The sequence below is a fragment of the Microcoleus sp. S13_B4 genome, from assembly GCF_036700885.1.
GTDB lineage: Bacteria > Cyanobacteriota > Cyanobacteriia > Cyanobacteriales > Microcoleaceae > Microcoleus.
In genome coordinates this window covers 28,589-41,164 of the sequence record NZ_JAUBPU010000055.1, presented here as the reverse complement: position 1 = coordinate 41,164, position 12,576 = coordinate 28,589, and the positions used below count along the sequence as shown (strand labels likewise).

At 46.4% G+C, this 12,576-nt stretch carries 9 protein-coding genes; 3 read left to right on the top strand and 6 right to left on the bottom strand.

The features are described 5' to 3' along the window. The first annotated feature begins 186 nt into the window (after positions 1-186). Positions 187-660 carry a hypothetical protein gene (locus QT994_RS22060; RefSeq protein ID WP_333178151.1) on the top strand — a complete coding sequence of 158 codons (474 nt, stop codon included), beginning with the start codon at positions 187-189 and terminating at the stop codon, positions 658-660. Between the two features lie 102 nt (positions 661-762). Here the strand turns inward: QT994_RS22060 and QT994_RS22055 are convergent, their stop codons facing one another. From QT994_RS22055 to QT994_RS22040, 4 genes are all read right to left on the bottom strand, one after another. Then, positions 763-2,445, bottom strand: a complete 1,683-nt coding sequence (locus QT994_RS22055) for a DUF262 domain-containing HNH endonuclease family protein (RefSeq protein ID WP_333178148.1) — start codon at positions 2,443-2,445, stop codon at positions 763-765. 159 nt (positions 2,446-2,604) lie between these two features. Next, positions 2,605-3,675, bottom strand: coding sequence for an aromatic ring-hydroxylating dioxygenase subunit alpha (locus QT994_RS22050; RefSeq protein ID WP_333178147.1), 1,071 nt, complete (start codon positions 3,673-3,675; stop codon positions 2,605-2,607). Then, positions 3,675-4,361, bottom strand: coding sequence for a methyltransferase domain-containing protein (locus tag QT994_RS22045; RefSeq protein WP_333178145.1), 687 nt, complete (start codon positions 4,359-4,361; stop codon positions 3,675-3,677). Before QT994_RS22045 ends, QT994_RS22050 begins: the two co-directional genes overlap by 1 nt. A gap of 288 nt (positions 4,362-4,649) precedes the next feature. After that, complete coding sequence (locus QT994_RS22040) at positions 4,650-6,650, bottom strand: FAD-dependent oxidoreductase (protein WP_445243935.1); 2,001 nt, start codon at positions 6,648-6,650, stop codon at positions 4,650-4,652. Positions 6,651-7,341: 691 nt separating this feature from the next. On the opposite strand from QT994_RS22040, the gene QT994_RS22035 reads away from it, so the two are divergent. Together QT994_RS22035 and QT994_RS22030 are read left to right on the top strand one after the other, a co-directional pair. Continuing rightward, positions 7,342-8,913 (top strand): CHAT domain-containing protein, encoded by a 1,572-nt coding sequence (locus QT994_RS22035; protein ID WP_445243936.1) that lies wholly within the window; start codon positions 7,342-7,344, stop codon positions 8,911-8,913. A gap of 128 nt (positions 8,914-9,041) precedes the next feature. Beyond that, positions 9,042-11,129, top strand: a complete 2,088-nt coding sequence (locus QT994_RS22030; protein WP_333178141.1) for a hypothetical protein — start codon at positions 9,042-9,044, stop codon at positions 11,127-11,129. A gap of 58 nt (positions 11,130-11,187) precedes the next feature. On the opposite strand, the gene QT994_RS22025 is transcribed toward QT994_RS22030, so the two are convergent. Then, positions 11,188-12,132, bottom strand: a complete 945-nt coding sequence (locus tag QT994_RS22025) for a hypothetical protein (protein ID WP_333045626.1) — start codon at positions 12,130-12,132, stop codon at positions 11,188-11,190. 9 nt (positions 12,133-12,141) lie between these two features. Then, positions 12,142-12,294, bottom strand: coding sequence for a hypothetical protein (locus QT994_RS22020; RefSeq protein ID WP_333178138.1), 153 nt, complete (start codon positions 12,292-12,294; stop codon positions 12,142-12,144). Between the last annotated feature and the right edge of the window lie 282 nt (positions 12,295-12,576).

Here is a 12,576-nt window from a genome sequence, read left to right as displayed (position 1 = left end):
TACCATTCTTTCAGAGGGGTCTAAGGGCTATGTCCTTCATTCTATCAATGTTTTGACTCTTGTTGTCACCCCGTCAGGCGATCGACACTGCATTCAACAAGCAAATCATACTTAAGACAGAGGTATTCGAGCCATTTTAAAGTAAAGTTTGTTGCAGGAAACTTTGATTAAAACAGGGCATTGTGAATGAATTTTAAATCGATCGCAAAAACCAATCTACTATTCGGCAGCCTGATAATTAGCCTTGGATTGCAAACACTTCCAGCCGCAGCGCAATCAGTCACCGACGCGCAAGTTTCCGCCCTCGTAGAAGCGCTACGACAAGCCGCGCCGCCTCAAACCGCAAATGACGGAATGTACAGTCAGTGGCAAGTTTTACCGAACAATATTTCCCGTTGGGCAAAATTCTGTACCAAACAAGATTTAACACCCCAACAATTTGAGGCCGACGCGACAAAAGCCAAATCAATTGTTACCTGTATCGTGGGCGATTTGCTGCGCGACGAATACAAAGCTAGCAGCAACAATGAATTAACGGCTGTACGCCGTGCCGCTTGCTGGTGGATGACAGGGGACTCCGCAGCTTGCAAAAGCGGCGCAACTGCTACTTTTGCGGAGAAAGTTGTCAAAGTTTACCAGCAGCAGCGGCCTAAAAAGTAAGGTTTGTGCTGGCGGAATTTAGATTTTTTTGACCGCAGATGGACCCAGATGGTTTTGTGCTGGTGGACAGATAAGAGCGATTTGATATCAAATTCAATTATCCTATAAGCGCCAAAGATTCTTGAGAACATTAATTAGCTCTTTCTGCCGTCGAGCGATTACTTCTGGCGTCCATTCCTGTTCCCGCAGCACTTGGGTAGTAAGTGCAAAGGGTGAAACACCTGTTTTAGTGGTGAAATACTTCTGTTTTTTCACATCAAAATCATAATTTTGTGCCAGATTGTTTTTCGCACGAGATAGTAAAACTAAGTTGCCAAGACGATGCACATATTGATCGCGTTCTTCCTGACTAGGAAACCACTTCACCCACTCACTATTAGCACCTGGATTCTGGGGAAGTACGTGCTCGACAGTAATGTTGGAGAAGTTGTAAGATGCTTCACCTTCTGACAGAGCAGCATCTAAGCGCAGCAAAACATAACTACGAATTTTTTGAATTAGGTAAAGGTCACTATCGAGGACTCTAAGGATATTGTTTGACTCTTCAGGAGTAAACTGGAGCGGTGAATAGGAATTGAATAAATCTTCCTCTTGCTCAATAGCAGTAAGCAATCTGCTGTAACGTTCAATGCGCTCATTGATATTAGCGCGGACAATCATTAAACCTGCGGCAAGGCGGTCTAAAGCTATAAAGAAACGCACCAAATTATCGGGATTATTACGGTTGCGAGATAGGTAGAGAACGGCAGGTGGTATCCAGTCAAAATTATTAATTTTGTTTAGCCATTTAAATAGTTGATTAATTTCCTCTGCACGCGCCTCGCTTTCATAGGTTGAGTTCTGAATTTCCGAAAAAGCCTTAGCATAAGGAGCTAAAATTTCATCAATGAATTGCTGAGGCCCAGCCGCAGGATTGATGTTTTCCTGAAACTCTTTAAGGATACTCTTGCTAAGTTTTTTCTTTTCCTTAATCATCCGAATATGAGAAAACAAGTCTTTGAATAACTCGCGTCCCAGATTCTCCTCGGTATCTTCCCACTTTTTAGTATATTTTTCTTGTTGGCTTTCGGGTATTTTTCCGATAATGTCCGCTTTCAAGATATCAGTTATGGAGAGATCCAATCCCCTGTTGTTCAACACAGAAAATATCCGATAGGCAGAGTCAAAGTCAGGCGTAGAAACCACTACCAAGAAGCACTGGGTAATCAGGAACTGGGCAAGACGTATACGGTGGGATTCGGCGATAGTCTGCAAACGTTGCAAGAATAAATGTGCATTTTCTTTAATAAGCTTCTGAGTATCCATTAGCTCAGCATTGTTCAATTTTGTGAGCTTGTTAATACCACCTTCATGTTGAATATATTCCTTGAAAAATTCTGTATCTCGCTCGCGCAAAGTCAGACGGTAACGATTATGTATGCCCGCGATTAAGCTGCCTTTTTGGTATAGATAAGTGGTCAAGTCATTGGCGTGTTCTGTTGGCAATGATGCCCTGAGAGCAGCTAGTAGTATGGTGAGAGTTGTTAGACGTTGCTGACCATCTACAATTTCAGCATCTGGCGGCCCAGATTTGATCAAAACAATGCTGCCTAGAAAGTACGGGTTGAGTTTATCAATTGTGTCGTTACCATCTCCCAATGATATTAGCAGGTCTTCCAGCAGTTCTCCAGCTTGCTCATTTGTCCAAGCATAAGGACGCTGGTAGAGGGGAATGGTGAACATAAAGTCATCGCTAAAGATTTTCCTAATGGGGTGTTCCTCACCCTTGATGCTGACACGGTTCATGCTTGGTTCCTATGTTAGGTGTGGTTGATAATTGCTTCCCGAAAGTCCATTTTTCCTGTTGCTAGAATACCATGCTCAAGCTTGGAAAGGCGAACTCTCAACTTAGCCTGTGCAGGCTGGTTTCACTCGTCCCGCTGTAGGCTTCACTCTGCCGCTGAATTATCCATTTTCTGCCTGACTTCTTATCAACTTTTGCACGCTGGCTAAAGCCCGATTTAATTCATAACTCTTTCTTTCTGCATTCTGCAAGAAAGCCTGTTGTTCTTCTTCAATCATTAACACATCCTGCCGCACCAAACCATCTAATAACTTTTGAGCAGCACCGAAACAACTATCTTTGATAAACTTGCGAAACCAAACAGGCAATTTGTGCAGCCGCCAAAACGCATTTAATGAGGTAAAATGAATTAAATAAGCGCGAGTTGCTGTCTCGCTCACCGGACAAACCAAGCAGTAAATCTTAAAGTCGCTCCCCAAAGTTGAAACCCAGTGCGGGTAAACATAACTCACCTCTAGCGGTTCCGGGTGCAGTCGGCGCAGAGATTTAAAAAATAACTGAGAAATTGACCAAATTTTATCTATTTTGTAATAACTTTGTGCCTGATAGCGAGCAGTTACTTGATGCTCGTTTTCTTCTAAAGTATCTAACACCGGATTTGCCCAAGCTTGCCAATCATCGTGCAAGTGTCCGTGGTACATATCCATCAAATTTTCAATTAAAAATGAATAGTGTGCCTGACAGTCGATGACTGAAACTGTGGCAATATAATTGAGATGTTCCCACTCGGGCAAATCCAATAAATCTATTTTTTTGGCTTGCGTTTCGTCGCCGGGGAACAGCCAGATAAAACCGTTTTGTTCCTTTGCTGGATAGGAGCGAATTTTGCAGCTAGGTAGCTTTTGATTTTCTGCTAAATAATCGACTTCGGCGCATTCTCCCCTTGCATTTAACCGCCATCCGTGGTAGGCACATTCGATTAAATCGCCTTTAACTTGACCGTGGCTGAGTTTAACTTGTCGGTGCGGACATCTATCTTCTAAAGCGTTGATTTTGCCTGCACTGTCGCGGAAAAGTACGATCGCCCGATTCCAGATTTTCGCAGCGACGGGCTGAGTTTGCACCGAGGTGCTGCGGGCGATGGCATACCAGCGATCGAGATTAATGCCCAACTCGCGGATGTGAGTTTTTTCTCCCCTTACAGAACCCGATTTTATCGCGTTGTTTTGCATTACAAATGTTCCCAAATTACGCCCATAAAACAACCCAATTTTACAAAATAACAGCCCGGAAAGCAACGACCGTAAATTTTTCTAAATCTCCGTTCTGACAAATACCTATCGCTAGCTAAATGCTTCAACCAGCCCGGCGACAATCGAAATTTTAATAATCTTAAAGCCTTGCGAAATCCGTAGGTGGAACAGTCGGGTCTAAAGTCTCTCGCTGCACCTAATATGTAGCCTATTGTAGCAGGTGTTTCCACTTCCGAAATATTATCTAAAAAGACGATTTTTCCGTGCGGTTTTAACATTTTTTTAATTGCATCAAGGGCGGCGGGGAGGTTTGGTAGGTGGTGAAGAGTAGCAGCACTAACTATTAAATCAAATTGGCGATCTAGCGCTAATTGATTGGCATCCATTTGGATATATTCGATATTGGGGGCTGAACGTTTTTGACTGGCAATCGCGAGCATTTTTGCTGACGAATCGACGGCGATAACATTATCGTAATACTGGGCTAATTCAAAAGCAAGAATTCCCGAACCGCAGCCAATATCTAATGCTGCACCTTTGCTGGCCGATAGGTTGTTAATAAAGAAATCGTTCTGGTTTTGCAAAGTGGCCGCGAAATCGTATTCTGTTGCAAAAGCATCAAACGTTACAGATTTATTGCGAATTTTGCAGTTACTATTCAGCATCTATTATTGCTTTATACTCATTCAATAATATTTTAACCGCATATCCACCCCCCTCAACGTAGATATTTTTTTTCCAAGCTCTGCTTTTTCTTTTCACCGAAACCACACCCACAAACCATAACTTATCTTAAAAAAAGAATGCAACTGTAGCAAACCTCCAAACCCTTATTAAATCAGTCATTCACAATTATTAGAATCTCAAATCTCAAAAAGTAGGGCTGGGGGCGGGTTTCACCGAGAATAGCCGCCGATAATTGACGATTTATAAAACCCACCCCGCTGCAAACCTTAGATTTTTAACACGCCTTCGGGATTCACCGTCAAGAGCGATCGCCTCTGCAAACCCTCCTGGTATAAAATAGCATTAGCTGCCAACAAACCGCTGCTCACTGCCCTTTCCATTAAACCGCAAGGAAACGGCATTTTTACCCAATCTCCCGCAAACAAAAGATTGGGAACAGCGCAGCAAGTCTCCGGGCGTTCCGCATAACTACCGGGCGGATATCCCGAGAAATTCTTTTGATTTACCAATTCCCGGTGCAGCATATTTGCCTCTTTTAATTCCGGTACAATTTCGTACAATTCTTGCTCAAAAGTAGCCAGTAAAACTTCCTGGTTAGGAAATTCCTTTTCCTTGTAACAATAAGCGTGCAGTTCCACTACACTACCGCCAGTTTTCTGATTCCACTCGATGAACTGATCCTGAATTCGGTGGTAAAGCGTAATGCTGTCAGTCAGTTTGTAGCCGGAAAGCGAACTGAAATTGCTGTGTTCCCAGGGAAATTCGCGATCGAACCAAAAACGACCCACCGCAAACGGATCGGCTATTTTCAAGCTCTCGATCCGACTCTGCACCTGCGGATTCACCTCACCGCTGGCTAAACTAAACAAATGCTGCATCCCCGGAACATCTGCCGCCAAAACATAGTAATCAGCCTTCAATGTTTCTCCCAATTTTTGCGGCGGCGATTGGTTAACCGCTGCTGCTAACTGTATTTCATCGGCTTTTTCATCGACTACCTTAAATCGAGGCAAATCCCGCTGAGCCGGCCCGTTCACCACTCGCCCTTCGGCATCAAAAACTGCCCCGTGACAAGGACAGTGAAATTGACCGTCGTTCTGTTTCTGAACTGTGCAGCCTTGGTGAGTGCAGCTCAGAGAAATTGCCTCATTCCCGGATGGTGCGGCGGCAAATACGCTGTCTCCAGCGCCGAAATATTCGGTAGAGTTGCTGTCAGTTAACAGCGCGTTTCGCTTCACCCAAAAAGGTATTTTACTTTGCACATCTCCCGACTGGTAAGTCAAAGAATCAATCTGACCGTTTTCCCAGCGAATGTCACTGACGGCGACATCTGTCAATACTTTGCCGCCTTTGCTTTCAATGGCTTTGGCAATAGGCTGCACCAAACTCGTACCCATATCTTGCCGCGTACCGTTGAAGGCCAAACCCTCTGGATTTCCGAAAAAGTAAAAGTGGAAAAATTGCATTAATTCTCCCGCGCTCAATTCGTCGGGAGCGTTGAGGCTGGACTTAGCAAAAGGCAGAAAATATAAGTCATAAAGTCCGCGCGGAAATTCACCTTTTACCCAGTCGGCAACTGATATATTGTCGAGGCGATCGAAAGTTTTTTTAGTCTGAAAACCGCCGATTTCTCGAAACACTTGCCAGTGAGAGGGTTTTGTGAGATTGATTCCCCACTTGAGCCGATTGGGAGAAGATATCCCCAAATCAACTATATTCCAGGGAAAAGCTGAATGGTTGGGACGGAAAACTTCGGGTTTGTATTTGCCGTCTCGAAACAGAACGGCGTAGGATTCTAAAGATACAAAGTTATCAGTAATTTCTAGTTCTTCAACCACACTTTTGAGGTTGTAGTATTGCGGGAAAAAACCGTGGAAACCATGTTCCATCATAAAAGTTTCGTTCCCGACTTGTATCGGCCAACTAGCAATTTTGCCGCCGAGTTGGGGCGATTTGTCGAGTAATGTTACGGCGAAACCCCGCTGGGAGAGTTCGTAAGCACAGGCGAGCCCGGCCAAGCCTGCCCCCACAACTGCAACGGTTTTGCGGTTATTCAGCATTCGTGGCAAGTCAAGAGAATCTTGCACAAAAATGGTGGGTTCTGGCTTGGAAAATCGAGAGTAGCCCAGCAGCCCGCCGGCGGCACCAACTCCGAGGAATTTGAGGGCGGTGCGTCGAGAAACTGGTTGGGATAGCGGTGAATTGGTTGATTGACTCATCAGCGGTACGCGGTAACGGGCTTTAAACACAAATACGCCATAAGGCATCTATCATAGACCCAAAGCAGGATGTGTGAAGAAATACTAAGACACATTTCCCCGTCCGATCGCGATCGCACCGTGTCAAGTTCGATCGCACACAATGTATAGCGGAAGGAACAAGGCTTTAGTTATCTAGGAGAGAACAAAGAATAAACAAGGAAAAAGCATCCACCGCATAGCGTAAAATCCTCTAAATAATTAAGTCTTTTTATTTATGTTGCTCAACTCTTGGCAACCCCCGCCAACAATGCTAAAAAACTAGGAGATTTTCACGCCAATTCTTAGGCCAAAGGCAGTCTCGGCGAATTGTACGAAATTACCCGTCAGATATCTGAGTTCAAACAATTAATCAGTCGATATTTAACTAAGTTGACGCAAAAAAAAACAACTACTTTACAATAAGTAAATACAGAGAGTATCTTTACTGAGGTAACTCAATATATCGGCAATAGATGCAAGATATTCCTCACTTAATACCCAGACAAAGCCCTATGAAAACTGAGCCATGGGGATGTGTCGCAAAAAATCAAAGACGCCCGTATAGGTAATGCCGATTAAATGTACCTGCCTGCTATGTATAAAACAGGACTTAGGTGAAGAAACCGGGTTTTTGCGTAAGCCCTGTTTATGCAAAAACCCTGCATAATTTACAAACTTTTACCTAAATCGCGAATTTCTTGGTGTGGGGACTCTGTTGGTGCTGGTGTCCACACCCTACGGTAGAGATTTGCGGTTTGCCTTGAATGCTATAATAGTGCGGCGATCGCCAGCACAGTCAAAATTCCCACCCACATCCCAACTTTTGCTAACTGCTGCCGCCAACGGCGCCCTCAACCGCCCCAAAACCATGCACTACAAATCCCCGCAGCAACGCCAAAAACACACGACTTATAAAAAAATTAAACAAGCTATTTTTTACTGTTTGACAGCAATATTTTTCTGCTGGAGTACAGCGAACCTCGCTACAATTGCCCAAAACACAGGCCAGGGCGGGCTTAACGGGCAAGAAATGAGAAATTTGCTCGATCGCGGCAACCTCACCGAAGCCGTAACCAGAATCGAAGAAAACTGGGAACAAGACTATCAAAAATACTTTGAACAAGACTTTGAGACCCGTGCCAAAACCGCCGAAGCAATATCAAAAACTCTCTCCCGCCTAGCAGTTCAAACTAAGAAAAAACCCGCTTTAATTTACGCTATCCCGCGTACCGACCAACTAGAATTAATCTTAATATTGCCCGATCGCCCGCCCATTCTCCGCAGCGTCCCGGAAGCCAAACAAGAGAAACTCCTCTCCGTAGTCCAAGAATTCAGCAGCGAAATCACCAACCCCGTAAAAATCAACACCACCAGCTATCTAGAACCAGCCCAACAACTCTACAAATGGATAATTGCACCCCTAGAAACAGATTTGCAAACAGCAAAAATTGAAACCTTGCTGTTCTGCGTCGGCGCAGGTTTGCGAACTGTACCCCTAGCAGCCATGCACGACGGACAGCAATTTCTGATCCAAAAATACAGCCTCGCTCGCATCCCCGCATTCAAACTCACAGACAGCAATTACACCGACCTCAGAAATGTGCAAGTCTTAGCAATGGGAGCATCAAATTTTTCAGAAACAGCCAACAAAGAACCGCTGCCAGCAGTGCCGTTAGAATTGGGGGCAATCGCCCGACAGTGGCCCGGTCAATCCTTTCTCAACGAAGATTTCACCATAGTAAACTTGCAATCCCAGCGACTGCAACAAAGATACGGAATCATCCACCTTGCCACCCACGCCGAATTCCGCCCCGGAACCCCAAATAACTCCTACATTCAATTTTGGGATACCCAACTGCGCCTCGATCAAATGAGAGAATTAAAATGGAACAATCCGCCTCTTGAACTGTTAGTATTAAGCGCCTGTAGAACCGCCTTGGGAGACAAAGAAGCAGAACTCGGATTTGCCGGTTTAGCACTGCAATCGGGAGCAAAATCAGCCCTCGCCAGCCTGTGGTACGTCAGCGATGCGGGGACTCTCGCCCTGATGACAGAGTTTTACCAGCAGTTAAAAATCAGCAGGCCACAAAACCCTCCAATCATTAAAGCGGAAGCTCTCAGGCAAGCACAAATTGCGGAGATCGAAGGCAAAGTGACGATCGAACGCGGTCAACTGCGAAGTTCCCGAGGCGACATTCCCTTGCCCCCGTCCATCCCCAAACTCGACAGCAAAGATTTATCCCATCCGTATTATTGGGCAGCATTCAGCATGATAGGCAGTCCTTGGTAAGTGGGCCTCTTGACTGAGAGTGATGATACGCTATAAAACATAAAGTAATTCAATGCCTGTAGCTGTCGCTCAACAGCCCGCTGCCAAGCTGTGACGAATCAAGCGGGAGCCTTCAAGGGGAAAGAAAGATGAAAAAACTAGAATTTTTGCTACAAAAAGAAGGCGATCGCGCCTGGTTGCCCCTAGAAACCTCCGACGTGGAAATTCTAGAAGGTAAATACCGTGTCGTTGCTCGCATTCAGCACCCCAACACCGACATCGAAATTCGCGTTACCCATACTTCCTTCGACCCAGGGGCGCAGCGGAAAGTCCAAAGCCGATCGGCCCGCACCAACCCCGAAGGATTAGTCGTGATCATTCCCTACACCAGGCTCAAACCCGGACTGTGGGAACTCTCCTGCTTGCCAGATCCCCAAGCAACACCACTAAAACCTTGGCAGTACGGCGTTCAGTTGGAAGTATTGCCCGCAGAATCGGAAACCTCCGAACCCCTACCGCCGATCGACCAAACCGAACCGGCAACTTCCCCCGCAGCCCCACAAATCGCAGCACCGGTCGATCGCGTAGCCCCACAAATCGCAGCACCGGTCGATCGCCCCGCACCAACCCAAATCCCAGCAGCCGATTCAGCACCGCAGCAGACCAAAATCTACCAATTCCCCATTCCCCAAAGCGCCGAACCCAAACCGGGCGTCAAACTCGAACTCGTCCTCGATCAAGAAACCTTCGTCACCCAACTCGGTCGCCCCTTAATCATTTCCGGCAAAATCGACATTCCCCAACCCCCCCAAAAAACCAGAAAAACAGCAACTCTCATCCGCGAATCCGAAGCACTAGAACTCAAAAAACTCATCGGTGCAGCACAACTACAAATTTACCTGCGTGACCCCCAAACCTCAAAAATTCTCGCAGAAATCCAGCAGCCGATGCCAGAACAAGTTCCCCCCTGCATCTTTGCCTGCGTCACCTACATTCCAACCGAGTGCAAAAGCCGCCTAATTTTAGGAGAAGCAATTCTCAGCAGCGGCGGCGTCACCCTAGCCACCAAACTATTCACAATTACAGCTCGTTTAGAGCATCTTCTACAGGAAATTAAAGACAATTTCATCGAAGAAAAGCATCAAGCCGAGCCCTCCCCAACAGCCTCAAAACCGTCTGGAAGCGCCAAAAATATATCATTCCTCAAGCTAGTAGAAAAATCCTTAGACCCTCCCTCCCCCGCCGAACCCCCAACCACTGAAGCCCTACCCCCTCTACTGGCTTCGCGTTACACCCCAAGTGCAGGCGGTCTAGAACTGCCCGCCTTCGGTAACAAACTGCCCGACAGCAGCCGATCGCAATTGCTGTCGGAAATCTCCAATTCGCCTCGAACGGTCGCAGAGTCGATCGACCCGCAAACCAAACCCTCAGACATCTCAGCTTCCCCTAAAACAGGGGACATAGGGGCGATCGACCAAAAACCCGAAAACAGCCCCCAACCAGAAACAACCGCCCCAGAAACCCAGCCTGCACCAACAAAACAGGCATTTCAAACTTTAAACGTCGAAAGTCGATTTTGGTCGCGACTGAGTTCCTTAGCCAGCAACGGCGAATCGCCCGACTGGCTCAAAGCAACCACCCTGTCACCAACTCCAAAAGCCGCCGCCAATAGCAGCGACGAAATTGCCGTTGTGGAAGAAAGCAGCTTCACCCAACAGCAAGCCGAAACCAGCGAAACAAATTCCGACCTCAAATCCACTAGCCCGGAAGCCAGAGAATTTGTTGTTTTTGACGAGCCCCCCCAACCGAAACCAGTTGGTCAAAAAACCACAACTGTCGCAGCAGAAGTAACTCCCCCGACTCCCTACGTTTTGCCAGAAGACGAGTTAGTACCGATGCCAATTTTGGAATTGCCGCGTGCCGAAATCCTCGCGGGCCAGCCTGTAAAAGTGCAAGTGCAACTGCCGGAATTAATGCCCCGGATTTATGTGAAAGTTTGGGTGTACGATCGACAAACCTACCTGATTCTCGACGGGCCGCGCTGGATTACCGAATTTCAATCTAACGGGTTGGGAAATGTTCGAGCAAGTGTCGAGTTAGAGATTCCCTACGGCTGCATGGAAGTCGAATTTGAGGCGATCGCCGTCGAAATGCAAACTCAGCGGGAAAGTCACAAAGTAAGCGTTCACCGCCAAGTTTTACCCCCAGCCGGGCCCACTTTACCCCTCGAAGGGTAAGCCCAAATCCGCGTGCATCCCCGTTCATCCGCTGACATCTGCGGTTAAAAATTTCTACTTACTTCCCCGCCAATTGCCGAAACTTCTTCTTAAACTTATTCTTATACACGTAGATCGATCGCTGTAAATCCTCAACTTGCAGCGACATCTCGGCAGCCAAACCCGTGCGGTTCCACACATCTTCCTGACACTTGCGGCGGCAAAAATTCATCGGTTCCGAGTAAACTTTCCCACTAGATAAACTTGGCTTTGGCCCGCACCAGTGAATCACCGTCGCCTCAGTGCGATCGCCTGCAGGCCCGCTTTCTTCCACCGGAAACCGCTTTCTCAGCAAATCCTGGTCAAAATCCGGCACCAACAACTGCATATCCACATTCTGCACCCGCAGCCGATTTTCTTGCGCCGCCCGGAAAATCATAAAGTTCAAAAACCCCATTTCTCCGTACTTAAATATCTTCGGATTTGCCTCCGTAAAATCTAAAATTTCCACGTATTCTTCCAAGCTAAAAACGCCGCGCTTAGCAAAGAAAGTACCCGTGCAGAAATAGTTTGATCGCGATTCCGACCACCGAAAATTCGGGAAATGCTTTTCAACGCCCGGAATGTCAAAGAAAAATTCCGAAACATCCGCATCCGAGTAATCGTAACAAGGCTTGTCTACAATTAAATCAAATTCTTGAAAGTTAGCCAACTTGAGAACATCGCCCCAGACGATCGTATCGGCATCTAAAACCATAAAATTTGACCAAGGACTTTCCCAGAAAGCAATCATTTTAGTTTTTCCCCAACCAAAACTTCTTTTCCTGAGAACCTCTTTAGAAACGGTTGTGCGATCGATCACTCGCACTCCGTAGGACTTTTCCAAAGCACTCACAGAAAACGTACCGTCAATCAACAGACAAATCGGCACATCTCCCAGGAAATATCGGATGCTAGCACAGCAACCCTTAGCAAACAGATAATCCTGGTCGCAGCAGGCAATAATAATACCAAAATCTTCCATAAACCCTCACTATTTTACTAACTTGCCCACCCACAGCCTTTGGGTTTTTTGTTCTGACCGCAGCTCTATTTTTGAGTTCTGCATTTTCGCCAGCTTAGCACTAAACTCCAGCGATCGTCCGTAGGCAAAAACATCGTTAAAACCGCTAGGAATCTTGGGCATAGTTGGTCTATCAAGCAAGTGAGCTTTCCCTAGGCCAACAGCGAGTCCAGCACCACCAGTTGCAGTCGCACTCTAACAACAAAAAAGTTGTGTTAAAATACCGGGAAATTAAACCAGCCGACGGTTAGTCTCAAAAACGGCGATCGTCCTGGCAAGTCCCGACGGCAGCGGGCATCAAAAAACCAAAATTGGTCAAGCCGGAACTTTGGTTTGGATCGGGTCAATCAACCAGCCTTTAAGTCTCACTTCCCCACTCTTGGCGGGAAAATAGCCCCTGCCGGG